Consider the following 23,749-nt stretch of genomic DNA (forward strand, 5'->3'; position numbering starts at 1 on the left):
ATGAATTCATGATCCCAGAGAAAATAAAATCTAAAAACATCGTGGATTACAGAAAATAACTCATGCTTCACTCCGCGCACGACGGAGACCCCCATGAGCCTTTGGATGATCACTGGAAGTTCGACCGACGACGGCGCCCCCATCTACCTCCAGGCCGACGGCTGTTGGAGCCGGCGCGTGGTCGACGGGGAGGTCCTCGACGACCACGAGCGTCGCGACGAACGCCTCGCCCTCGCCCGCTCGGGGGAGCGTCAGGTCTGCGACCCCTACCCCATCGAGGTGCTGCGCGGCGCGGGCGGTGAGCCGCGGCCGCGCAGCCTCAAGCAACGCATCCGCGCCCAGGGGCCGACGGTCCCCCTGGTCGCCGACCGGCCCCGCCCCGGGAGCCGCCTCGAAGGTCCCGCGGCGCGCAGCGCCTGAGTCGGAGCTCGTCATGTACCAGTACGACGCCTACGACAAAGCCATCGTCGAGCAGCGCGCGGCGCAGTTCCGCGATCAGGTCGCCCGCCGCCTCAGCGGGGAGATCAGCGAAGACGAGTTCAAGCCGCTGCGCCTGCAAAACGGGCTCTACATGCAGCTGCACGCCTACATGCTGCGGGTCTCGATCCCCTACGGCCTGCTCGCCAGCAAGCAGCTGCGCAAGCTCGCCGAGATCGCCGAGAAGTACGACCGCGGCTACGGCCACTTCTCGACGCGCCAGAACATCCAATACAACTGGCCGCGCCTCCACGACGTGCCGACGATCCTCGACGAGCTCGCGTCCGTCGAGATGCACGCGATCCAGAGCAGCGGCAACTGCATCCGCAACACGACCTCCGACCACTTCGCCGGGGTCTCGCGGGACGAGCTCGAGGACCCGCGGGTCTACTGCGAGCTGATCCGCCAGTGGTCGACCTTCCACCCCGAGTTCGCCTTCTTGCCGCGCAAGTTCAAGATCGCGGTGACCGGGGCGCCCACGGCCGACCGCGCCGCGGTCCGGGTCCACGACATCGGCGTGCGCATCATCCCCGACCCAGAACAGTCGGGCGCGACGGCCTGCCAGATCCTCGTCGGCGGCGGCCTGGGCCGGACCCCGCGCATCGCCGAGGTGTGCCGCGAGGCCCTGCCCCGCGAGCACCTGCTCAGCTACCTCGAGGCGATCCTGCGCGTCTACAACCGCCACGGGCGGCGCGACAACAAGTACAAGGCGCGCATCAAGATCCTCGTCGGCGCCCTGGGCATCGAGGAGTTCCGCCGCCAGGTCGACGAGGAGTGGGAGAAGATCCGCGACGGCGTGATGCGCCTGACCGACGAGGAGTTCGAGCGCGTCGCGGTGTTCTTCTCGTCCCCGGACTACGAGCGCTTCACCGGCAAAGACGGCGGCCCCCGGACCCTCGCCGACGACGACCTGCGCCTGGCCGCGTGGCGCCTGGGCCCCGACCGCGCCCTCGGGCGCTGGGTCGCCAGCAACGTCACCCCGCACCGGGTCCCCGGCTACGCCATCGTCACGGTCTCGCTCAAGCCCAAGGGCAAGCCGCCCGGGGACGCGACCAGCGAGCAGATGGAGCTGATCGCCGACCTGGCCGACGAATTCGGCTTTGGCCGGATCGTCGTGACCCACGACCAGAACCTGGTCCTGCCCGACGTGGTGCTCGAGCGCCTGCCCGAGGTCCACGCCAAGCTCTCGGGCCTCGACCTGGCCGAGGCCAACGTCGGCAAGGTGACCGACATCATCGCCTGCCCCGGCCTCGACTACTGCAACCTCGCCAACGCCCGCTCGATCCCCGTGGCCACGCGGATCACCGAGCACATGGAGGACCTCGACTACCTCCACGACCTGGGCGAGATCAGCCTCAACATCTCGGGCTGCATCAACGCCTGCGGCCACCACCACGTCGGCAACATCGGCATCCTCGGCATCGACAAGCAGGGCGAGGAGTTCTACCAGCTCATGCTCGGCGGCTCGTCCTCGGACGACGCCTCGCTCGGCAAGATCCTCGGGCCGGCCTTCCCCAGCAGCGAGATCATCGACGCGGTGGACACGGTGCTGCGGACCTACATCGACGAGCGCGAGTCCGCCGACGAGCGCTTCCTCGACTACGTCCGCCGGGCGGGCTTCGGGCCGTTCAAGGCCCGGCTCTACTCCAACACCGACAAGGCCGCACGATGAGCGACTCGATCCTCCGCCTGCCCAGCGCCGACGCGCCCTGCGTGCTCGCCATCCTCGACGGCCGCCCGGCCATCGTCCTCGACGAGTGGCGCTCGGTCGCCGACGACGAGGCCCTGCCCAGCCCCGACGAGGCCCCCGCGGTCATCGTGGGTCCCCGGCGCTACGCCGAAGCCCGCGCGGCCGGCCTGCGCGTGGGCCTGCGCGTGCCCGGAGACGCCGAGCCCGAGGGCCTGCTCGGCGACGCCCACCCCGAACTCGTCGCCATCGAGGTGCCCAAGTTCACCGACGGCCGCCACTACAGCCTGGCCCGCTTGCTGCGCGAGCGCGAGGGCTTCACCGGCGAGCTCCGGGCCTTCGGCGACGTGCTGCCCGATCAGCTGTTCTACATGCGCCGCTGCGGCTACACGAGCTTCGAGCTCAAGGCGGGCAAGTCCCTGGCCACGGGCCTGCGCACGCTCCAGGCGTTCACGGTGACCTACCAGGGCGCCGTGGACGAGCCGCGGCCGCTGTACCGCCGCCGGGCCTTCTGAGCCCAGCCTCTGTCTGTGTCAGGAGCTCGTGGCGCTCCGATGGCGCGCCACCTGCTCCAGCCCCCACGCGCGGGCCTCCTCGAGGCTCTCGAAGGTCTCCACCCTGTGAAACTCGCGGTCGAGTCGCCGCGCCATGTTGACGACCGTGCGCACGAGCGGGTTGGTCGTGACCACGGCGTCCGCGATGCACACCGGATGCAGGAAGGGGCGCAGGCGCAGGGTCTCGCGCAACAGCTGGCGGCGCACGACCCCGCGAGGGTTCTCGGCCTCGAGCGCGTCGGAGATGACCACGATCGTCCGCCCCTGCTCGCCGAGCTCGGTCAGCAAGGCCCGCTGCGTCGCAAAGAATTGCTCGACCAAGGGCACGGTCATCACGCGGCCCCAGCGAACCGAGAGCAGCGGCAGCTCGCGCGTGTCGACGACGATCCAGGCGTCACCATCTTCGACACGAAGCAGGGGCTCCATCGTCCCAGGGTAGCAGGGGCCCAACAGGGGGCCCTCGGTCAGGAACGCGCGCGCACGCGCGGCCCCGAGCGTCCGCGCGCTTCGATCTGCGCGAGCAGTCGGGCGTAGAGCCGGGCCGTCGCCAGCGGCCGACGCAGGGGGTTGCAAAAGGTCCACAGCATGGCCGGATCCACGCGCAGGCCCACCTTCGAGCCAGCCCCGTGGTTCCAGTGGCGCAGGCGCCCGGCGTAGCACAGCGCCGTCGGGCCGATGTCGCCGCGCAAGAGCGCGAGCAGGTCCTCGGCCCAGCATTCGAAGCCCGAGGCGTAGCGCTCTCGCGGCGTCCCCCACTCGGCCTCGCGGGATCGCTCGCGGGTGAAGGCGCAGGCTTGGGGGGTGTAGGCGAAGACCAGGGGCGGCCCGTCCTCGTCGACGCGCAGGGCGAAGCAAAAGCTCATCCGCCGGCCCTTGGCGTCGGTCAGCGGCGCGGAGTAGATCGCCCGAAACACGGGGCCGCCGTAGAGGTAGGCCGCGAGGTCGTCGAGCTCGACGAGCAGGGCCTCGGCCAGGGCCTCACGCTCGAGGCGGCGGGTCGCCGGGGCGCCCGCGGCTTCGGCGTCCCGCAGCGCGCCGGGGAGGAGCGCTTCCGGATCCGGAGGAGGTCCGTCCTCCCGCGCGGGCCAGCTCGTTGCAGCGTCGGCGATCCAGCCCGCCCGGGTCTGCGAGGCCAGGCGCCCCTGATCAAAGCGGACGCGATAGCCCGGCGTGGGCGCGACGGCTGCGGGCGACCCCGCTCGCCCGTGGACCCCCTCGACCGCCCCCGCGAGCTGCTCGCAGCTGACCGGGAAGGCCCCGGCGTTCATCCACGCCCGCGCCCCCGGGAAGCTCCAGCCGCCGCCCACCACCGCCGTCAACAGCGGCTCCGCCCACAGCCCCGTCACGCTCGCCCGCCGGCGGAGCAGCTCGGCCGCGCACAGGCTCCGCTCGCTCGCGTCCTCCGCCTGCGCCCCGGGGATCGGCGTGCGGCTCAGGTTGTTGGCGTGGATCCACAGCTGAGGCCGGCCCGCGCTCGCGCTCGCGGCCGCGATCAGCTCGGGGCGCAGGGGCAGGTCGACGGTCGAGAACACGCAGTGCCCCTCGGCGTCGGTCAGCGCGTAGGGGGACACCTCCCACTCGTCTCCCTGGGCCGACTGGCGATGGTCCGCGCGGTAGGTGCGATGGGTGAGATCGCCGATCCGCAGCTCCGAGTCCGGCGGCAGCGGCGTGACCGAAAAGCCCATGGCGTCGAGGATCTCGAAGGCCGCCCTCGAGCTCCGCGCCGCCAGGTGGACGGGCACCTCGCGGGCGATGCGGTCGAGGGAGGGCAGGTCGAAGTGATCGTCGTGCTCGTGGGTCAAGACGACGGCGTCGACGGCCGGGGCGGCGCCCAGGTCCACGCGCCGCGGCGGGTACACCCGGCCGAGCAGGCCCCCGTGGCCGAAGCCCTCCGTGAGCAGCGGGTCCACCAGCACGCGGGTCTCGGCGGTCGCAAACAGCCAGCCTTGGTGGCCCAGAAAAGTCGCCTCGAGCACGGGCGGCGATCATAAACGCCAACCAGAGAAAAAGGGCGGAGCCGAAGCTCCGCCCTCCCTGCTGGCTACTGCCCGAGTTGGACTCAGGGGACGTAGTTGATCCAGCTCGCGGCGGTCCAGTCCTCGCCCGCCGGGTCGACGGCGCCGATGTAGCTGGTGCCGTCGCAGCCCATGCCGTTGCCGGTCACGTCGTTGGCGGGCATCGGGTTGGGGGCGCCCCAGTCGGCGCTGGCCAGGCCGGGGTCGTCGGTCAGGTTGGCGCGGGCCGCATCGGCGATCCAGGCCGCCCAGTCCGCGGCGGGCACGGTGTCCGAGCCCGAGGCGTGCTCGGTCGCGCCGAGGTTGGCGACGAAGATGTTGTTCTCGATGGCGATGTTGCCCGCGACGGCCTCGTCGGCGGTGGCGTCGTCGGAGAGGTTGGTCGCCTCGTTGGTCGCGTTGGTGAAGATGCTGGCGTACCAGCTGCCGTGGGTGCCTTCCTTGATGGTCAGGCCCTTGCTCTTCTCACCGGTGGAGCCGGAGCCCACGCAGGTCGCGTTGCAGATCTCGGGGTTGGTCTTGGGGGTCGCGGCGAAGTCCGTGCCCTGGTTCGAGACCTCGAAGCAGTTGTCGCCGACCTCGGGGTTTTGGTGGATGAACACGTGCTGGACGCGGCCCTGGAAGCCCTGGTCCATGTCGAGGGAGTCGTCGTTGGCGCCGGTCACGACGATGTGGTCGGCGTCAAAGCCACCGCCGAACATCTCGATGCCGTCGTCGAGGCCCATGTGGGACTGGACGTAGCTGACGGTGGTGTCGGTGCCGCAGGCGAAGAAGGTGATGCCGTTGAGCTCGTTGCCCTCGGAGATGGCGAAGCCCGCGTACTCGACGCGCACGTAGCGGAGGGTGCCGCAGTTGTGGGCGGTGTCGGGGCTCTCGCCGCCGCCGTACTCGGGGGGGTTGGTGAAGCCCTCGGCCTGGCCGATGCCGCCGGCGAGGTTGATGCCGGCGGTGCCCAGGAGCACCAGGCCGCCCCAGTCACCCGAGGTGGGGCTGTTGCCGATGTTGTTCGAGGTGAACACGATGGGCTCGTCGGCGGTGCCGTCGGCCACGAGCATCGCGTCCTTCTCGATGATCAGCGCCGAGCCAGAGGCGCCGCGCACCAGGGTGCCAGGCTCGATGGTCAAGGTCGCGCCGTTGACGTAGATCTCGCTGGTCAGGACGTAGATCTTGTCCGCGGTCCACGTGGTGTCCTCGTTGATGTCGGCGTTGACCTCGACGAGATCGCCGCCGACCTCGTCGCCAGCGGTCTCGCCGGCCTCGTCCTCACCGCCGTCGTCCGAGGGGCAACCGGTGGTCGCCACCAGGGCGCAGAGGAGGGAAGGAATGGTCAGAATCCGGAAAACTCGCGTCATGGGGGGAAGCTCCTGTACGCGCGGTTGGTATCCCTCGAGTGTGACGAATAACCCAACGCCGAGCGAAGCTTGTGTTACGAGCGCCAATTTGGACAGTGACCCATGCCGTCCCTCAAAGCCTGTGTCGATAACGAGATCGGCCGACAACGCCTGCTGCGCAAATTGAAACGGTCCCGACACCGAATCGCTCGGCGCCGGGACTGTCCAGCCCCCTCGAAGGCGGAGCGCTTCAGTACTTCCAGGTCAGGCCGAGCTTGATGCCCACGCCGTCCCGCGTGTCGTAGACCACCGGACCGTCGCCGAGGCCGAGCGTGCGCCGCTCGCGGGTGTTGATCAGGTTCTGGACCTCGAGATCGAGCAGCAGCTGGTGGCGCAGATCGCCCCACGCGTTGCGCTTGTAGGCGAATAGGCGCTGCGACGCGGTCACGTCGATCTGGTGCATCGGGCGCTGGTAGGTGTCCGGCAGGCCCAGGCCCTGGACCTGCGCAATGTAGGGACCGAAGGCGTTGTACATCAAACGCGCGCTGGTTCCGCTATCCGAATTGTCGTAGTCGAGGTAGGCATTGATGATCCACGGCGACTGGCCCTGGAGGGGGCGCGAGCGGCTCGTGGACACCTGATACTGGGGTCGGCAGCTCTCGTCGGGGACCGCGCCCTCGATGGTCGAGGGCGTGCCCGGCAGGTAGCAGGGCGCGCCCAGCTCGACCCGGGAGTAGATGTAGGCGAAGTTGGCCCCGATCGACAGGTCCTCGAGGACCCCGCGCGCGGCCTCGTTGTCCTTGGGCGCCATGAAGTCCAGGGACTTGCGGAGCTCGAGCTCGAAGCCCCCGTTGATCGCCCCCTCGGCGTTGGCGAAGGACGCCGAGGGGTTGTCGCTGGCGCCCACGACCTCCTCGATGGGGTCCTTGAACTGCTTGAAGAAGCCGCTGAGCGCGATGACCTCGGACTTGCGCGGGAACCACTCGACGCGCAGGTCGGCGTTCCAGATCTTGGTCGAGCGCAGCCCGGTGAAGCCCTGCTTCGAGAACCCGCCGACGTAGTCGCGGAACTGGAAGGGCGCGAGCTCGCGGAACTCGGGGCGGGCCACCGTGCGGCTCCCGCCCACGCGGATGTTGAGGTCGCCGGCGCCCTCGGGCATGGCCGGCGAGAAGATCAGCGCGGCCGCCGGGAGCCAGTCGAGGTCGACCAGGCGCGCGCCGCCGATGCCGATGCTCTCCTCGAGGTCCTCGGAGGGATCGTAGAGGTTGAAGGGCTCGACGGAGATGACGTTGGACTCGAGCCGGACGCCGCCCGTGAACTTGAGCCACGAGACGAAGGGCAGGTCCAAGCTGGCGTAGCCGGCGACGTTGCGCGACCACGCCGTGTAGCTGTCCTGCTCGCGCAGGCGATCGAAGAGCGTGAACACCTGCGTGCCCCCGAGGGCCGCCGAGGTGCCCCCGCCGATGGTGTCGGGGTTGATGGGGTTGTCCGTGCCCGTGGGGATCGAGCCCTCGAGGCCGCCGGCGTAGGCGAAGTCGAAGCGCTGGGCCGTGAAGGTCCGCTGCTTGGCGTCGACCCACGCGCCCATCTCGAAGCGCCCGTCCAGGCCCTTCCACTGGCGGAAGGGGAAGGCGAAGTTGAGCCCGGCGTTCTCGTTGTTGTCGGTCAGGCCCAGGAACAGCTGGTTGCCCGTGGGCCCCAGGGAGTTGTCGATGGCGTAGTAGTCCCCGCCCGCGTTGTAGCGGTAGACCATCTCGCGCATGGACGGGTCGTCGCGGCGAGCCTGGGAGTAGGAGCCGAAGTAGTCGATCTCGACGTTGGTCGCGCCCTGGATCTTGTGCTTGCCCGTGAGCTGGGTGAACAAGATCCCGTTCATGGTGTAGCGCTGGCGCGTGTAGTTGAGCGGGTCGAGGCCGGCGACGCTGTAGGCCGTGCCGTACATGTCCCGGGTCTCGTCCCGGGCCTCGCGGGCGTAGAGGGTGGTCAGCGCGAAGCGGTTGTCGCTGTTGGCGTCGAGCTGGAGCTTGAGCAGGCCGTTGTAGTTGGTCGTGTAGACCGTCTTGAAGGAGTCGAGGTCGACGCGCGGCTGGGACAGCGAGATCTCGTCCCCGTCGATGCCGTACTGGCGCACGAGCTCGCGGTTGGTCTGGTGCTTGTTGCCGTAGGCCCCCGCGAACAGGACGCCGAACTTGCCGCCGCGGTCGTTGAAGCTCCAGCTGTTGCCGCCGCTGAGCTTGAAGCTCATGTTGGCCGGGGCGTTGCCGCTGCGGATGATCTTGGTCCGGGTGTCGAGGGCCTCGCCCTGGGCCTCGATCTCGGCGTCGGTCCAGCGCTGGGTCAGCGCGCTGTTGATCGCGCCCTTGCCGACGGGCTCGGTGCCCGGGAAGCTGCCCGGCACGCCGCGAGGGCCGTTGCCAGCGGCGAAGAAGTCCTGCAGGCCGTAGCCCGCGTCCGTGGCCATCTCCTGGAAGGTCGTGTTGGTGTTCACGCCCGCCGCGACGCCCAGGCTGATCGTCGCCTCCGAGGGCGCCTCGCGGGTCACGAACTGCGTCGAGCCGCCGGCGAAGTCGCCGGGGACGTCGGGCGAGAAGGTCTTTTGCACGTTGATGGCCGACAGCGCCCCCGAGGGGAACACGTCCAGCGGGACCGTGCGCAGCTCGGGCTCGGGGCTGGGCACCCGGGCGCCGTCGAGCAAGGTGTTGCCGTAGCGGTGGCCCAGACCGCGGACGAACAGGTAGCGGCCGTCGACCACGGTCGCGCCGACGATGCGCACCGCCACGCTCGAGACCTTGCCGCCGCCGGACTTGCTGATTTCGGAGGCGTCGATGCCGTCGTTGACCGTGCTCTTTTGCTTGCGGGCCTCGTCGAGGGCGCCCTCGGCCTCGAGGTTGAGGTCGTCCTCGACCACGAAGGTCTCCATGACGCCGGCCATGGGCACGATCTCGACGGGCTGGGTCACGGCCTCGCTCTCGACCACGACCACGTCGGGGATCGTGACGGTCTTGAACAGGTCCTTGGTGAAGACGAGGGTGTAGGTGCCAGGCGGCAGCTTGAGCTCGTAGCTGCCGTCGATGCCCGAGCCCGTCTGGAACTCCGTGCCCTCGGCGCTGACGGTCACGCTGTCCATGGGCTCGCCCTTGGCGTTGGCGATCGTGCCGGTGACGGTGCCGGTCACGCCCTCGGCCTGGACCTCGTCGCCCTTGGTCTCCTCGGCCAGGGCCTCCTCGTCGTCGGAGATGTCCTCGAAGGTGAACTCCGAGTCCTCGCTGAGCTCGTCTCCCTCGTCCCCCCAGTCGTCCTCGTCCCCCCAGTCGTCCTCGCCCCCCTCACCAGCTGGCGCGTCCCCGCCGTCGGCGGCGATCTCCATGCTGTCGCCCTCGCCCTCGCCAGACTCGGGCGCGATCTCCAGCTCGTCGCCGCCGTCCTCTCCGCCCTCGGACTCGTCCGAGAAGTCGAAGTCGTCGTCGCCACCGTCCTCGCCAGACGCGTCTTCGAAGTCGAAGTCGTCGTCGGCCGGCGGAGCCGCGTGGACCGCGGGCGCAGAGCCCCAGACAAACAATCCGGGCAGCAGGAAGCACCACCGCGCATAGTTGCGATGTCGTTTCATGAGAGTGTCACTCGGTTTTCGGGCTCATCCAGGCGCGGATGAGCGAAGCGCCGCGATCTCCTGGTTCGTGGGGCGAAGCGGGAGGGCGGCGTCGGGTTGGACGAGCTAGCGAGCGCTAGTCGGCGGGGATCTCTTTGGTGACCAGCACGGCGGTCACGCGGATGCGGGGGAGCTCGCCCTGGGGCTTGCCGAGCTTCTCGGCGACGAGCTGGTTGACCACGTCCTCGGAGTCGGTCGCAAAGCTCATGGCCTGCAGGACCTCGCCGTAGGGGGTCTCGTCGGAGGAGTCGACGTAGACGACCTTGTCCGGGCGGCCGGAGATGATCCGGCCCAGGCGCGTCGGGGCGTCCTCGAACGCCAGCACCTCGGAGCCGAGCTTGAACACCACGGGGTCGTCCTCGCTGGCCCCGCCCTCGACGCGGAGCACCAGCGGCTTGTTGTCGGGGTTGGCCTCGGCGATGGCCTCGTCCTTGTCGTCCGGCGGGGGCAGGCGCCCGACGTAGTGGGCGTTGACCACCGGCGCCATGACCATGAAGATGATCAGCAGCACGAGCACCACGTCCACGAGGGGCGTGACGTTCATGTCTGGGCTGACCGCCGCTTTGGGCTTTCGGCGGAAGGTCGCGCCGCCCTTTTTCTTCTTCTTGGCCATCAGGCGCCCTCCTCCCAGCTCTCTTTTTGGGCGCCCACGGACAGCTGGATGTAGGCGAAGCCCACGTTCTGGCACTCGTGGAACACGTCGCGGATCTTGCCGTAGGGGATGCGCGAGTCGCCGCGGAACAAAAGGTGCTGGCTCGGGTCGGCGGCGTGCAGCTCTTGGAGCGTGGCCACCAGCGCGTCGCGGGTCACCTGGTCCTCGCCGATGTGATAGGTGACCTCGTCCGGGTCGTCGCCCAGGGCCACCGAGACCACGACGGGCTCGGCGTCGTCGGCGTCCTTCTCGGCGTTCTTGGCCTTGAACAGCTCCACCGCCACCCCCTCTTGCATGTTGGGGATGACCAACATGAAGATGATCAGGAGGACGAGGACGACGTCGACCAGCGGCGTGACGTTGATGTTGGGCTTGACCTTTTTGTCGCCGCCCCCGGCGTCAAGCTGAACGCCCATCGTGAGCCTCCAGGTGGTCGAGGAGCTCACCGGCGGCGTGCTGCATCGCCATGTCGAGCTTGTCGAAGCGCGCGGACAGGTAGTTGAAGATCAGCACCGAGGTGATGGCCACGGCCAGGCCGATGGCGGTCACGATGAGCGCCTCGGCGATACCGGCCGAGACGGCCTCGATGCCGCCGCCGCCAGCCGCCGCGATGCCCGTGAAGGCCACGATGATGCCGATGACCGTGCCGAACAGGCCGATGAAGGGGGCCGTCGAGCCGACGGAGGCCAGCAGGCCCATGCCCTTGCGGGCCTCGGAGCCGACCTCGTCGAGGCGACGCTCGAGGTCGCGGCGGGCGAACTCGAGGCGCTCCTCGGCGCCCTCGTGGCGGTTGTAGGCGGCGAGTCCCATGCGGGTCAGCTTGGCCAGGGGAGCCTTCTCGAACTCCTTGCCCTTGGCCAGCTCCTCGAGCTTCCCGAGGTCGAGCTCTTCGAGCAGCGGCCGGCTCTTCTTGGCGAAGGTCGCGGAGCTCTTGAACGCGCGGGTCAGCACGAAGATGCGTTCGATGGTGACGTACACGCTGCCGACGGCCATCCCGACCAGCGAGATCGCAACGATCTTCGACAGGATGCTCATCGTTCCCCAGATGTGTAGAAGGTCCAGTTCCATGACTTCCTCGAGTGGGCGTGTGGTGGGGTTCGGCTTTCGAACTAGTTGAGGGTGAAGGGCACCGTGATGGTCAGGTAGACCGTGATCGGCTTGCCCTTGTAGGTGGAAGGCTTGAACTTCCAGGTCTTGACCGCCGCCGCGACGGCCTTCAAGAACAGCTTGTTGGCCTTGTCGAAGTTGGGGTCGTCCTTGGGCAAGGAGTTGCTCTTGGCCAGGACCTTGGCGCCCTTGACCGAGCCGTCCTTGTAGATGACGAGCTTGACCTTGACCTTGCCGGTGATGTTGCGCTTCTTGAGCGCGGCCGGATAGACGGGCGAGCTGCCCCCGATCTTCTTGGGCACCGTCGCGTCGGCGGGCCGCTTGATCGGCTTGTCCGGGTTGATCTTCGGCTCTTTCTTCTTGGTCTTCTTGGGCTTCTCAACCGGGGGCTTCGCCTCGGGCTCTTCGGCCGCCTTGGCCTTGCCCCCGCCAGCGTTGTTGCCCCCGCCGCCGCCGCCGTAGCCGGGGCCCTCGGTGTTGACCTCGCCCTCGGTCGGCGCGTCATCCATGGAGTCGGGGTTGGCGATCTCCGGCTGAGGCGTCGGCTCGGCGCTGCGCTTTTGCGGCTTGTTGGTCGGCGGCGGGTCCGGCGGCGGAGGCTCGGGCTCGGGCTCTTCCTCGAGCTCCTCCTCCTCCTCGAGCTCCTCCTCCATCGGCATGTCGGCGAGGTCCGCGTCGATGATCTCCTCTTGCTCCTCGACCTCGGGCTCGAGGCTCGCCATCCAAAAGGCGTAGCTCAGGCTCCCTCCGACGAGGAGAAACGCGCCCAGCGCTGACTGCCAGCGCTTGCGCTCGAAGAACCCCGCATTGGGGTCGCCGCTCGGGTCGAATCCGCCGAACACCGGGGCGGCTTATAGGTTGGGGTGGTGTCCCATCAGTGTCTTGTTGGTGTCTCCACTGTCACAAAGGACAAAAGACCAAATCTCGGGGTGTTTATCCTCTCACTCCATTCAACGGTCACGATCGCGGCCTGATGGGGCTTTCGAGCGCCCAGGCCGGTTGAAACGAGAATCACGCTGACGTCACGTCGAGGTCACCAGGGAGCCCAACCGAAGATCTACCGAGTTGGCTCACACATTGGGCAGAACAGTGCGTCGAACGCACGTTCAGAACCACGTTTGCGCACATCGCAGGGTTCCTATTTGGAATCACTGCTGCTGCGCACAATGCCATTTTCATTGGTCATGGTGGGCGTTATCGCACACCGTCCGACCGGCCGTTATTCTTGCGTTAGAGGTCTAGAGGCCTCTCTCGGGGTGATTTGGGAGGGGTTAAAAGCCTCACGTGAGCCGCTTTGCGCACGCACCAATGAATCTGCATATGAGAAGGTTGTGAATCACGCACTGCCACCTTTTTTTGCTAACGTGATGCCGTGCTCGACGACAGCATGACCACCGGTCGCGCTCAAGCCGCGAGCGTCCCGGCCAGCAACAGCCTGACCCTGGCCGCCACCGATGATGGGGCGGTCACCCGGGACGAGCTGGAAGAGGTGCAAAAGCGCTTCGTCATCGGCGATCGCTTCGCCGGCTATCAGATCCGCAGCGTGCTCGGGCGCGGGGCCATGGGTGTGGTCTACGAGGCCTGGGACTCGACCCTCGAGCGCCGGGTCGCCCTCAAGCTGCTGCGCTCGCCGAGCAAGCGCGCGTCCGAGCGGCTGCTCCGCGAGGCCCGGGCCCTCGCCCGCCTCGACCACCCCGGCGTGGTCCGGATCTGGGGGGCGGACGTGCACCGCGGCGCGGTCTACATCGCCATGGAGCTCGTCGAGGGCCAGAGCATGCGCGAGTGGCTGCGCGTCGACCGGACCTGGCGCGAGGCCTTGCCCGTGTTCATCGGCGCGGGCCGGGGCCTGGCCGCCGCCCACGTCGCGGGCGTGGTGCACCGCGACTTCAAGCCTGAGAACGTGCTCGTCGGCTGGGACGGGCAGGCGCGCGTGCTCGACTTCGGCATCGCGCGGATCTCGGGGGCCCACCCGGACCCCACGGTCAGCAGCGACGGCCTGACCGAAGAGGCCGAGGGCGAGGGCGCCTGCTCCTCGGCGCCCCTGAGCGAGAGCTTCAGGGCCTGGGCCTGTCCACGGACGACCGCTGACCGAATCGGCTCGCTGATCGGCACCCTGCGCTACATGGCGCCGGAGCACACGACCGCAAGAGCGCCGACGAGCTGTCCGACCAGTTCTCCTACTGCGTCGCCCTGTTCGAGGCGGTCTACGGGCGCCACCCCTTCCCGGCGCGGACCCGGGAGCAGCTCGCCTACAAGGTGTTCGAAAAGCAGATCGAGTACCCCAAGGAGAGCGCCGCCGCGGTCCCCCGCTGGCTCAAGCGGGCCATCCTCCGCGGCCTGTCCCCGGACCCCCGCGATCGCTTCCCGTCGATGGACGCCCTCCTCGACGCCCTCAACCGCCACCCCACGCGACGCCGCCGGCGGGCCCAGACGGCCGCCGCCGCGACCTTGGTCGCCGGCGCCGTGGCCCTCGGCTTCGCCGTGCCGAGCCTGGGCCAGGTCAACCCCTGCGCCGACGTGGCCGACCCGGCTCAGGTCGAGCTCGGGGCCGAGGCCCGGTCCGAGCTGCGCGCGCGCTTCGACGGCCTCGGCCAGCCCTGGGCCAAGGCCCTCGGGGCCGAGGTCGAGGGCGGCGTCGGCATCTGGGTGGGCGACTGGGTCGAGGCGCGGACCGAGGTCTGCGAGCTCCGCCACGCCCACGGCGGCCACGAGACGGCCCTGGACACGGCCCGCGTCGCCTGCCTCGAGGAGCAGCTCGATCGCGTCGAGGGCCTGGGCCAGGTCCTGCGCGAGGCCGACGCGCCCACCTTGCTCGAGGCCGAGCACTTCCTCGTCGCGCTCCCCGATCCCGACGCCTGCCTCGGCGACGCCCCGGCCCAGGTCGCGCTCAGCCGCCAGGCCCAGGACGAGCGCAGCCGGGGCCTCGTGTCCGAGCTCGATCAGCTGCGCTGGCTAGCCCTCGCCGCCGGCTCCCCGAGCCTGCGCGCGCGGACCCGCGACCTGGTCGCGGGCGCCGAGCAGCTCGACCAGCTCGACCAGCGCCCGAGCTCCAAGGCCCTGCTGGCCGAGGCGCTGATCGTCGACGCCGAGGTCGACTCGCTCGTGGGCGAGGGCGCCGAGGCGGCGACGCAGCTGCGCGAGGCGGCCCGGGTCGCCGAGCGCATCGGCGCCGATGGCCTGCGCGCGTGGGCCAAGATCGACCTGGGCTACGTGCTCAGCGAGCTCCCCGGGCACGCCCCCGAGGCCGTCGAGACCCTCGAGGACGCGGGCGCCCTGGTCGAGCGCGTGGGCGCGCCCTGGCACCGCCACCTGCGACAGCGCGCGAGCCTGGCCATGGCCTACCGCGCCACCGGCGAGCTCGACCGCGCCGCCGAACTGCTGACCGAGCTCGAGGCCGAGTTCGGCGACAGCCAGGCCAACCCCCGCCGCGAGAGCGCGCGCGCCCAGGTCCTGGCCATGGCCGCGCGCGTGGCCCTGGAACGGGGCGAGCCCGAGCAGGCCTTGGGCCACGCCGATCGAGCGCTGCGCACCGTCGAGGCCCAGCTCGGGCCCAGCCACCCCCTCGCCGCCTCGCCCCTGGGCATCCGCGGCCAGGCGCTCACGAAGCTGGGCCGCACCGACGAGGCCCGCGAGGCCCTCGAGGCCGCGGCCGCCCTGCGCCGCACCCGGCTCAGCCAGGGCAGCGGGGCCGAGCGCCAGCTCGCCGTCGACCTGCTCAACCTCGGCAACCTCGAGAGCCAGGCCGGCGAGGCCGAGGCCGCGGCGCGGCACTACGGCGAGGCCCTGGGCCTGCTCGCCGACCGCGAGGGCGAGGCCGAGCTGGCCATGCGCGGCCTGCTGCACTTCAACCTCGGGGTCGATCACCAGATCAACGGCCGCGAGCGCGAGGCCCTGGCCAGCTACCGCGAGGCCGAGCGCCTCACCAGCGCCGCCAAGGGCCCCCGCGCGCCCCTGAGCGTCCTGGCCCGCATGGGCGTGGGCAGCATGCTCGTCACCCTCGAGCGCTTCTCCGAGGCCCGCGCGCCCCTCGAGTCGGCCCTCGCCGACTGGCCCGCGTCCATGGCCCAGAGCCCCGACGAGGCCGAGCTGCGCTTCGCCCTGGCCAGGACCCTGACCCGCCTCGACGGCGCCAGCTCGCGGACCACCGAGCTCGCCCAGAGCGCTCGGGCGATCTACGCCGAGGCCGAGTTTGGGCCGCAGGCCGAGGCCGTCGAGCGCTGGCTCGCCGGCGAGCCGGGTTAGCAACCTGTCAGGGCCGGACCTCGATCTCGAGCAGCGGATCGGCCTGCTCGAGCTGGGCCTGGGCGTCCGCGTCGTCGAGCAGGTGCATGGCGAAGAAGGCCGCGATCCGCCCCGCCGCCAGGTCCCGGACCACGAAGGGGTCGAGGTAGGTGAAGGGCGTCCCGTCGGTCTGGCGCTCGCCCTCGCCGCAGCCCGCCGCGAAGCCCTCGTAGAGCCCGGCCATGTCGGAGTAGGCGAAGTGCCCGGTGTCGACGAACTCGAGCTTCCACGCCGGCGTGTTCGCCATCTGGAAGTTGGTGCGGATCGCCTGGTTGCCGAACTCGGTGATGCTGTTGTCCTCGATCGCCACGAACATCGCCAGGGGCTCGGCGATGGCCGCCATGGTGACCCCGGGCAAGAGCGGGTTCTCGATGGGCGCCGCGATCGCTACCCCGGCCATGGCCCGGTCGTCGTCCTGGAGCACCTTGCCCGTGGTGATCGCCCCGAAGCTGTGCCCGAACACGCCCAGGCGCTGCTCGTCGGCCACGCCCACGAGGGCCTCGGGGAGCTCGACCGCGCCCGGGTCCAGGAGCTCGTCGATCACCCGGCGGACGTCGTCGGCGCGCAGGTCCAGGGTCGAGGCGTCGAGGGGCAGCAGGGTCTCGTCGAGGGCCTCGAACAGGGTGTTGCCGGTGTGGTTGACCGCCGCGACCAAGAAGCCGTGGGAGGCGAGGTGCTCGGCGAGGCTGAAGGACGAAAAGCGCGTGCACCCGTGGCAGTGGGAGAACACCACCGTCGGCAGCGAGTCCCCGAGCTCGGCCATGTCGACGAGCGCGCTCGCGGGCGCGGGGGCGCTCATCGTCTGGCTCCGCACGCACTCCGCAGGCGCCTCGGCGAGCAATCCGGCGAAGGTCGCGGCGTCCGGATCGTCGGGCACGAAGGACGCGATCTCCTGGCCCATGTCAGCCGCGGCCTTGGCGTCGACGCTCGCCGGGTACCAGAGCTCGACGCTCAGGTCGCGCGCGTCTCCCTCACCGGCTAGTTCGAAAGCCATGTTGCCAACGGGATGCACACCGCGAGACAGGTAATCGACGGGTTCCGGCTCACCGGTCTCGCTGGACTCCTCTGTGCTCTCCGTAGTCTCTCCCGTATCGGTTTCAGATGTGCTTTGAGAGCTATCCGTGGAATCCGCGACCTCGTCGTCGGATCCCGAGTCGTCCTGACAACCAGAGCCAACGAGTGCAAAAGCAACCACTGCACTCCATGACACGCGTTTGAACACGGGTCGGAGTTTACGCCCATTGATGTAGGTAGATGTCGGTAAGCAATCGCAATCGCGCGGATTCATTCGGCCATTGAAACAGCCTCGAGGTGAAAAGAAAAGTAGCCATGTATCGAGATGTGGGTATCCAGTACGGCGTTCAGTTCAGGCTGGGATCCCAAATTCGGCGGTTCTCGTGTGCTAGGTTGTCCTCGTATGTCGCGCATTGGATCGGCTCTTCCGCTAGCCATGAGCTTGCTCGTGGCGCTGAGCGGTTGTCCGATTGGTGACGACGAAAGTGGTGATAGCGCTGACGAAGTTGGCGGCGATGAAGCGGCCGAGACCCTCGGTGACGAGAGCGAGACCGACGACGACGAGACCGACGAATCGTCTACCGACGAGTCCAGCGACGGCGAAGACGACGGGTCGAGCAGCGACAACGGGAGCTTTGACGACGGCTCCGAATCCACCGGGGACTCGTCCACGGACGACGAGGTCGGAGACGAAGAGACCACCGGCGATCCGCCTCCGTGCTGGGACGAGAGCTGGTCCGGTGATCAGCTCCCGGCGACCTTCTTCTTCGACACCACCGAGTTCGACGACCAGACCAAGGGCAGCTGCTACGACGCCGCAGACAGCCGCGAATGGCGGCTGCGCTTCGTCGCCCCGAGCACCGGAAGCTTCCGCTTCGACACCTCGGGCAGCGACTTCGACACGACCTTGTTCGTCCACGAGGGCGAGTGCGGCGAGCAGGAGCTTGCCTGCAACGACAACTACATCGGCCTCAGCTCGCGCCTGCACCTCGACCTCGAAGCCGGCGAGGTCGTGACCGTGACGGTCGAGGGCGCCGACGCCTTCGCCGAGGGCTTCGCCAAGCTCGAGATCAGCGAATTCGAGCCCGCCGAGTGCGACTGGACCAACCTCTCGCCGAGCCTGCCCAAGATCGTCCAGGGCGACACCACCGGCCTCGAGGACCACTTCGACTCGGCCTGCGGCGGCGCAGGAGCGCCCGAGAAGCTCTACCGCTTCGTCGCCCCGGGCCCCGGCGTCTACAGCTTCGACACCTTCGGCAGCAGCTTCGACACCGTGCTCTACGTGTGGGAGCTCGACGCCTGCGGCGAGGCGGCGCCCTTCCAATGCAACGACGACGCCGGCTTCGACACGGGCTCGAAGCTGCTGCTCGATCTCGAGGGCGGGCAAAAGGTCGTCATCGGCGTCGACGGCTTTGGCGCTGGTGACTTTGGGCCCTTCCTGCTCAACGTCGAAGAGCTCTAGCTTCGGTAGGCCATGCCACACCGTCCCCACACCGCGCGCTCGCGGGCCGTGCTCGCGCTGCTCACGAGCGTGGCCCTGGGCGGGTGCCCGATCGGCGGGGAAGACAGCGGGGAGCACGGCGACGAGGTCGGCAATGACGAGTCTAGCGAGACCGACTCGGACAGCGGCCGTCCAGAAGACGACACCGACGAGTCGACCGACGACACCGATGACACCGGCGAGTCCACCAGCGAGAGCGGCGAGGAGTCGACGACCGAGACCACGGAGTCGAGCTCGGAGGACTCCGAGAGCTCCGAGAGCTCGACCGACACCGATACGAGCGGCACCGACTCGACCGACACCGACACCGACACCGACACCGACACCGACACCGACACCGACACCGACACCACCGGCGAGCCGCCCCCCTGCTTCGACGAGAGCTGGGCGGGCGACGAGTTCCCGACCTTCTTCTTCTTCGACACCACCGAGTTCGACGACCAGGTCGACGCCAGCTGCACCAGCGCCGCGACCCGCGAGTGGCGGCTGCGCTTCACCGCGCCGTGGGCGGGGACCTTCCGCTTCCGGACCCACGGCAGCGACTTCGACACGGTCCTCTACGCCCACCCGGGCGAGTGCGGCGAGCCCGAGCTCGCCTGCAACGACAACTTCAACGGCCTCGCCTCGCGCCTCAAGCTCGACCTCGAGGCCGGCGAGACCATCACCGTGACCGTCGAGGGCGCCCACGCCTTCGCCGAGGGCCCGGGCCAGCTCAAGGTCAACGAGGTCCCGGCCAACCCGTGCTGGTGGACCAACATCGGGCCGGGCAACCTGCCCAAGACCGTCCAGGGCAACACCGGCAACTTCGAAGACAACTTCGACTCGGCCTGCGGCGGCTTCGGAGCGCCGGAGAAGCTCTACCGCTTCGTCGCCCCCGACGACGGCGTGTACCGCTTCTCCACCGAGGGCAGCAGCTTCGACACCGTGCTCTACGCTTGGGATCTCGCCGAGTGCGGCGAGGTCCCGCCCTTCGTGTGCAACGACGACAGCGGCTTCGACACCGACTCGACCCTCCTGCTCGACCTCGAGCAGGGGCAGAAGATCGTCGTCGGCGTCGACGGCTTCGGGCCCGGCGACTTCGGGCCCTTCCTGCTCCACGTCGAAGCGCTGTGAGCCGGGCGAAGCGCCTCCGCTCAGAACAATTATCCCTTTAGCCTCGCCCGGCGGATCGCCTGCTTGAGCGCGAGGATCAGCGCGTCGGTCTTCGACCCGTTGAAGTACTCCTTCTCGCACTCCGAGATGCTGCCGAACTCGCCCTTGAACACGCGGTGGGCCCAGTGGACGACGAACTCGTCGAGGTCGTGGTGTGAGCCGAGCACCTTCGTGGGCGCCAGGCCCTGGACGATGTTGCGGACCTCTCGCTGGGTCTCCCGCGAGCGCGAGCCGAACTCGATGTTCATGCGGGCCAGCGTGCCCTGACGCCGCACGTGGAAGGGCACCTTGCGCTTGGACTTCGAGCGGCTGTGCTTGCGCAGGTGCTTGGGCTTGCTGCTCCCGTGCTTGTCCTTGGAGCCCGTCTCCTTCGACTTGGGCGGCGACTCGAAGGTCACGCCCTTGGGCTTGGGCGGCGCCTTGGGTTTGGGCGGCAGCTTGGGCGGCTTGCCCACCTTCTTCTCGTCGGAGGACTCCTCGTCGGAGGACTCGCTCTCGGACACGAGGTCCAGCGCGCCCGCGAGGACCACGTGGATGTAGTGGTTGTCGTCGACGTGGACGAGGAAGCCGTTGCGGCCCCCGTTTTGCTGGTGCACGCCGTAGGTCCGCATCTGGCGGATGCGCTGGTAGCCCATGGGCGCGTCGAAGTTGGGCAGCTTCTTCTTCTCCTTCTTCTTGCCCTTGATCTCCTTGCTCAGCACCCCGTCGTGCTTGCCCGAGCCCAGCCCCACGCTCTCGACCTTGGGCGCGAGCTTCTCGCTCTCGTCCTTCTTGGACAGCATCCCGATCGAGTAGAGGACGTCGATGTCGACGTCCTCGCTCACCACGGACTTTTCGAGGTCGAGCTCCTTGAGGCGCTGCTGGTCGAGGGCCTTGATGTTGGGGTCGCGGTTGACCAGCGCGCGGAAGCGGGCGCCGAAGCCCGCGATGGGATCGCCGATCAGGCGCGCCGCGATGTAGGACTCGATCTGGATGCGCAGGCCGCCGCGGTTGATGTGCGCGCCGAGGATGCTCCGGGCCCGGCGGACCTCGATGGGCGTCGCGTTGCGGTTCTCGAGGATCTGGTAGTAGCCGTGGATCAGGCAGTTGCCGTCGGCGAGGGTCTGGCCGACCTCCCGGTAGTAGGCGCCGGTCTCCTCGTCGTAGAAGAAGGGCCGCGAGTGGCCCTCGAGGGCCGTGAACACCACGGCGTGGACCTGCATGGCGCGGGCGAGGGCCTCGCCCTCGACCTCCGCGAGGAAGGCGGTCCGGTCTGGCAAGTCCGCGAGGTAGGCGTCGATCAGCGTGTCGGTGACCCGCGCCCGGTAGCCGTTCATGGCGAACTCGTCCTCCTGGGTCACGGCCTCGAAGGCCGACGCGATCCGGCCCTGGATCGCGAGATCTTCGAGGAACTCCCAGACCTGATGGTTGCTGCGCGCCATCGCGGCGAGCGGCCGCAAGCGCTCGGCGCTGTCCATGCCTGCGGCGATGGCCGCGGCGCACACCACCCCGACGGTCCCCGCCCCGATCACGTCGATGGTGTCGAGGCCGATGGCCTCGATGATGATGTCGTGGTGCCGCTTCGGGCAGCTGTGCGCGAGCAGCTCCTTGACCTCGTTGACGCGCTGCTGGAGGCCGCTTTGGACCCCGTGGTTGTCCTCTTCGTGCCCTCCGTCCTTGCTCGGCCCCTTCGGGGGCCCGGACACGTCGCTCTTTTCGTCCTCTTTTTTCTTCTTGTGCTTGCGCTTGGGCTTGGTCGAGGGAATCTCTGGTAGGCGCAGGTCCTTCCAGATGTTGCGCATCTTCGGCTCCGGGCCCTTGCGCGGCTCGAGCACGGGCGCGTCGAGGCTCAGCTCCTCCTTGCTCTCCTTCTTCTTGGGGCCCTCGTCCTTGCCGAGCGCGCGCATGGTGTCGGCGAGGGTCGTGGGGATGCGCAGCCAGTCCTCCTTGGTCTTGCACAGCGGCGGCCGGCGCAGCTCGACGATGGCCCCAGTGCGCTGCTCGTCCTTGGGGTTGTCCGTGCCCGTGCCCACGTCCGTGGGCCGAGAGATGTGGAACTGCTCGCCCCAGGTCTTGCCCGCGGTGACCATGGTCTTGGTCTTCATCGACAGCTGGGACATCTGCGTGCGCGCGGTCGAGGTCTCCACGAAGGGATCCATCCCGCGGGCGAACATCACCAACATCTGCGCGACGGTCAGCGCCCGCATCGACACGGGCAGCTGCTCCCCGATCGTGGTCGCCGTGGTCGCCAGCTCCTCGCCGCCGAGCTTGCCGAGCATCATCCGGCGGATCGGCGAGTCCTTGCTCAGCAAGCACCACTCGACCTGCCGCCTGGCCTTGGGCGAGAGCGTCAGGAACAGGTCGCTCAGCCGGGTGCGCTGCATGACCGCCAGCAGGTCCTTGGCGTACTTGACCCGGCGCACGTAGTAGACGCAGGCCAGGTCCGTGAGGCACAGCGAGATGTAGCCCTTGGCCGTCGACAGCAGCTCGTCGTCCTCGAGCAGGGCCCGGTAGATGGGCTGCATGCGCTGCATGGCCTGGGCCTGCAGCATGCCCTTGTCGTCCCCCCCGCGGGAGAAGCCCATGGAGCCGACCTTGTCCAGGCCCTTGCGCCCCACCTCCTGGTCGCTGCGCGGCGCCAGGGTGCTGAGGAACTTGGTCATCTTCTTGAGGTCGACGCCGACGGTCGCGTGGGGCACCGCCTTGACCCCTCCGCCGGCGCGCCAGCGATACATGTAGGCCGCGTACATGCGCTCCTCCGCGGGGAAGAAGTACACGTGGCGGGTCTCGTGCCACTCCCGCATCTTGTCGTACATGGCCTCGGTGATCTCGAGCAGGCGCGCGAAGCCGGTCTCGGTCTCGTTGACCGCGGAGGTGATGAACTCGATGTGGTCGCCGTCGAGCTCGACGTGGTAGCCGCCCTCCTCCGGCAGGTAGAGCAGCCGCCCGTGGCTGCGGGTGCCCCGGACCGAGGTCCCCACCCAGTCGTAGCCCTCGAACTTCTCGCGCCAGTGGAACATGCGGCCGGAGTTCGGCGTGTTGGTGCGCTCCTTGTCGAGCTCCTCCTTGCTCAGCTCGGGGCGGTTGGAGGTGTCGACCTCCTCCTTCTTGCCGTTGAGCGGCTTGATCACCTTGCGCTCGCGCCCGGTGACGTCGACCTCGAGCATCTGGCCCTTGCCAAAGCCGGTGAGCAGCTCGAACTCGAGGCCCATCTTGCGCTGGACCTGGGCCTGCGTCTGCGGCTGCGGCTGCCAGGTCTGCCCGCGCCCCCGCTCGCCGTAGCGGTCGAGCAAGGGCACGGCCGACTCCCCGCGCACGACCGCGTCGGCGACCGCGTCGGCGTGGTGCTCGTGGGGGTCGCCCTCGCTGCCGACCCCGCCCTCGAGCTGGACCCCGGCGCGCTGTTGGACGATGTGCGCGGCCTCGTGGGCCGCCGTGTGCAGGGAAGGCGTGGCCGAGGCGAAGGCGACCCGGCCCTGGGTCGCGTAGGCCTGCGCGCCGATGCTCCGGCTCGCTCGCTGGGCCGCCGAGCCCGAGTAGGCCTGGACCCCGCCGACCTCGTAGGGCCCGAAGGCCCGCTGGATCGTCCGCAGGTGCGGCAGCGGGCCGCCGGGGCCGCGGACGCCCGCGCTCGCGCGCTCTTGGACCTGCGCCTCGCTGACCGAGCCCGCGGCCAGGCGCTGCAGCCCGACGCTCCGCTGGACCTGGGCGCTGCGCTGGATCATCGACGCCAGCGCCGAGCCGCCGCGATCTTGGGGACTGTCCGCGGCGATGGCCTGGAGCGAGCGGACCGCCACGCCGTTGGGCCCCGAGCGCAGCAGCGCCTCCCCCTCGCCCCCGAGCTCCTCGCTCGCCTCTCGACCCGCGCGCGCGCTCGAGCGGTCCCCCCCCGCTCGCGCCGTGTCCCCTCGATGTACCGTCGCCGTCGCCATGACTTCCAACCCGCAGCTCCGCGCCCGCGCGGCTCTGCGTCGAGAAAATCCTACCATTCAAATCACGACACTCTGCTTGCAGATTCAGCAGACCTTTTTCCTGCGAAAGATGCACCGACCTCCAGGGCGGCCGGCGCCCGCAGGCCTCGCGCCGGCGCGCGAGCCGGTGGCTCTTGGCGCCACCCGACCCGCACATCCGCCCCGGTGGCGCCCACGACTCGGCGAGTCAGAACACCCTACCCACCCCGCGGAGGAACCCAGCGCCGGCTCCGAGTCCAACTCGATCGCGTCCCGACTGCGCCCCCGATCGCGAAGTTCGCCCGCCCGCGAAAGTGCACTCTGGGTGAAACATCGAGCCCCAGGGCCGTGGGCGCCCGTCCACGCCCGCTGCCGGGCCCAGACGCGCAGCCGGTGACAGGGT

Annotated in this window: 16 protein-coding genes and 1 pseudogene; 7 read left to right on the forward strand and 10 right to left on the reverse strand. The window is 69.2% G+C overall.

What is annotated here, in order from left to right; all coding sequences use genetic code 11:
- Positions 1 to 93 precede the first annotated feature (93 nt).
- The 3 genes from PPSIR1_RS13870 to PPSIR1_RS13880 are packed head-to-tail and all read left to right on the forward strand — an operon-like array spanning position 94 to position 2,679.
- Complete coding sequence (locus PPSIR1_RS13870) at positions 94 to 420, forward strand: DUF2849 domain-containing protein (RefSeq protein WP_006971712.1); 327 nt, start codon at positions 94 to 96, stop codon at positions 418 to 420.
- 13 nt (positions 421 to 433) lie between these two features.
- Complete coding sequence (locus PPSIR1_RS13875; RefSeq protein WP_006971713.1) at positions 434 to 2,149, forward strand: nitrite/sulfite reductase; 1,716 nt, start codon at positions 434 to 436, stop codon at positions 2,147 to 2,149.
- Positions 2,146 to 2,679 carry a DUF934 domain-containing protein gene (locus PPSIR1_RS13880; RefSeq protein ID WP_006971714.1) on the forward strand — a complete coding sequence of 178 codons (534 nt, stop codon included), beginning with the start codon at positions 2,146 to 2,148 and terminating at the stop codon, positions 2,677 to 2,679. The genes PPSIR1_RS13875 and PPSIR1_RS13880 overlap by 4 nt, the downstream gene beginning before the upstream one ends.
- 18 nt (positions 2,680 to 2,697) lie before the next feature.
- Here PPSIR1_RS13880 and PPSIR1_RS13885 read toward each other — a convergent pair whose 3' ends face one another.
- The 8 genes from PPSIR1_RS13885 to PPSIR1_RS13920 form a co-directional block, all read right to left on the reverse strand.
- Positions 2,698 to 3,144 (reverse strand): hypothetical protein, encoded by a 447-nt coding sequence (locus tag PPSIR1_RS13885; protein ID WP_006971715.1) that lies wholly within the window; start codon positions 3,142 to 3,144, stop codon positions 2,698 to 2,700.
- Positions 3,145 to 3,182: 38 nt separating this feature from the next.
- On the reverse strand, positions 3,183 to 4,694 hold the full coding sequence (locus PPSIR1_RS13890; RefSeq protein ID WP_006971716.1) for an MBL fold metallo-hydrolase: 1,512 nt from the start codon (positions 4,692 to 4,694) through the stop codon (positions 3,183 to 3,185).
- 83 nt (positions 4,695 to 4,777) lie between these two features.
- Positions 4,778 to 6,034: a hypothetical protein gene (locus PPSIR1_RS13895; protein ID WP_006971717.1), complete on the reverse strand. Its 1,257-nt coding sequence runs from the start codon at positions 6,032 to 6,034 to the stop codon at positions 4,778 to 4,780.
- 280 nt (positions 6,035 to 6,314) lie between these two features.
- Positions 6,315 to 9,671: a TonB-dependent receptor gene (locus PPSIR1_RS13900; RefSeq protein ID WP_157595528.1), complete on the reverse strand. Its 3,357-nt coding sequence runs from the start codon at positions 9,669 to 9,671 to the stop codon at positions 6,315 to 6,317.
- 115 nt (positions 9,672 to 9,786) lie between these two features.
- Positions 9,787 to 10,323, reverse strand: coding sequence for an ExbD/TolR family protein (locus PPSIR1_RS13905; RefSeq protein WP_006971719.1), 537 nt, complete (start codon positions 10,321 to 10,323; stop codon positions 9,787 to 9,789).
- A complete protein-coding gene (locus tag PPSIR1_RS13910; protein WP_006971720.1) occupies positions 10,323 to 10,778 on the reverse strand; it encodes an ExbD/TolR family protein in 456 nt (151 codons plus the stop codon). Before PPSIR1_RS13910 ends, PPSIR1_RS13905 begins: the two co-directional genes overlap by 1 nt.
- On the reverse strand, positions 10,762 to 11,397 hold the full coding sequence (locus PPSIR1_RS13915) for a MotA/TolQ/ExbB proton channel family protein (protein WP_006971721.1): 636 nt from the start codon (positions 11,395 to 11,397) through the stop codon (positions 10,762 to 10,764). Before PPSIR1_RS13915 ends, PPSIR1_RS13910 begins: the two co-directional genes overlap by 17 nt.
- 74 nt (positions 11,398 to 11,471) lie before the next feature.
- Positions 11,472 to 12,311 (reverse strand): energy transducer TonB, encoded by an 840-nt coding sequence (locus tag PPSIR1_RS13920; protein ID WP_006971722.1) that lies wholly within the window; start codon positions 12,309 to 12,311, stop codon positions 11,472 to 11,474.
- A gap of 719 nt (positions 12,312 to 13,030) precedes the next feature.
- On the opposite strand from PPSIR1_RS13920, the pseudogene PPSIR1_RS51210 reads away from it, so the two are divergent.
- A pseudogene (locus tag PPSIR1_RS51210) lies at positions 13,031 to 13,378 on the forward strand (protein kinase domain-containing protein); the annotation flags it as partial.
- A 347-nt stretch (positions 13,379 to 13,725) separates the two neighbouring features.
- Entirely contained in the window at positions 13,726 to 15,711 is a 1,986-nt protein-coding gene (locus PPSIR1_RS13935; protein WP_006971725.1) for a tetratricopeptide repeat protein, read from the forward strand.
- Positions 15,712 to 15,718: 7 nt separating this feature from the next.
- Here the strand turns inward: PPSIR1_RS13935 and PPSIR1_RS13940 are convergent, their stop codons facing one another.
- Positions 15,719 to 17,038, reverse strand: a complete 1,320-nt coding sequence (locus PPSIR1_RS13940; RefSeq protein WP_086001310.1) for an alpha/beta hydrolase family protein — start codon at positions 17,036 to 17,038, stop codon at positions 15,719 to 15,721.
- Positions 17,039 to 17,200: 162 nt separating this feature from the next.
- Between PPSIR1_RS13940 and PPSIR1_RS13945 the strand changes: the two genes are divergently transcribed.
- Positions 17,201 to 18,226: a hypothetical protein gene (locus tag PPSIR1_RS13945; protein ID WP_006971727.1), complete on the forward strand. Its 1,026-nt coding sequence runs from the start codon at positions 17,201 to 17,203 to the stop codon at positions 18,224 to 18,226.
- Positions 18,227 to 18,238: 12 nt separating this feature from the next.
- A complete protein-coding gene (locus tag PPSIR1_RS13950; protein WP_157595530.1) occupies positions 18,239 to 19,378 on the forward strand; it encodes a hypothetical protein in 1,140 nt (379 codons plus the stop codon).
- Between the two features lie 29 nt (positions 19,379 to 19,407).
- On the opposite strand, the gene PPSIR1_RS50150 is transcribed toward PPSIR1_RS13950, so the two are convergent.
- Positions 19,408 to 23,328, reverse strand: a complete 3,921-nt coding sequence (locus PPSIR1_RS50150) for an eCIS core domain-containing protein (protein ID WP_006971729.1) — start codon at positions 23,326 to 23,328, stop codon at positions 19,408 to 19,410.
- Positions 23,329 to 23,749: the final 421 nt, after the last annotated feature.

It is taken from the genome of Plesiocystis pacifica SIR-1, from assembly GCF_000170895.1.
Taxonomy (GTDB): domain Bacteria; phylum Myxococcota_A; class Polyangia; order Nannocystales; family Nannocystaceae; genus Plesiocystis; species Plesiocystis pacifica.

Bases quoted from the DNA above. Each gene is read 5' to 3' on its own strand.
- PPSIR1_RS13905 (WP_006971719.1), bottom strand. From the start codon at position 10,323: ATGGCCAAGAAGAAGAAAAAGGGCGGCGCGACCTTCCGCCGAAAGCCC.
- PPSIR1_RS50150 (WP_006971729.1), bottom strand. From the start codon at position 23,328: ATGGCGACGGCGACGGTACATCGAGGGGACACGGCGCGAGCGGGGGGG.
- PPSIR1_RS13945 (WP_006971727.1), top strand. From the start codon at position 17,201: ATGAGCTTGCTCGTGGCGCTGAGCGGTTGTCCGATTGGTGACGACGAA.
- PPSIR1_RS13875 (WP_006971713.1), top strand. From the start codon at position 434: ATGTACCAGTACGACGCCTACGACAAAGCCATCGTCGAGCAGCGCGCG.
- PPSIR1_RS13880 (WP_006971714.1), top strand. From the start codon at position 2,146: ATGAGCGACTCGATCCTCCGCCTGCCCAGCGCCGACGCGCCCTGCGTG.
- PPSIR1_RS13950 (WP_157595530.1), top strand. From the start codon at position 18,239: ATGCCACACCGTCCCCACACCGCGCGCTCGCGGGCCGTGCTCGCGCTG.
- PPSIR1_RS13900 (WP_157595528.1), bottom strand. From the start codon at position 9,671: ATGAAACGACATCGCAACTATGCGCGGTGGTGCTTCCTGCTGCCCGGA.
- PPSIR1_RS13870 (WP_006971712.1), top strand. From the start codon at position 94: ATGAGCCTTTGGATGATCACTGGAAGTTCGACCGACGACGGCGCCCCC.
- PPSIR1_RS13910 (WP_006971720.1), bottom strand. From the start codon at position 10,778: ATGGGCGTTCAGCTTGACGCCGGGGGCGGCGACAAAAAGGTCAAGCCC.
- PPSIR1_RS13940 (WP_086001310.1), bottom strand. From the start codon at position 17,038: ATGAATCCGCGCGATTGCGATTGCTTACCGACATCTACCTACATCAAT.
- PPSIR1_RS13915 (WP_006971721.1), bottom strand. From the start codon at position 11,397: ATGAGCATCCTGTCGAAGATCGTTGCGATCTCGCTGGTCGGGATGGCC.
- PPSIR1_RS13885 (WP_006971715.1), bottom strand. From the start codon at position 3,144: ATGGAGCCCCTGCTTCGTGTCGAAGATGGTGACGCCTGGATCGTCGTC.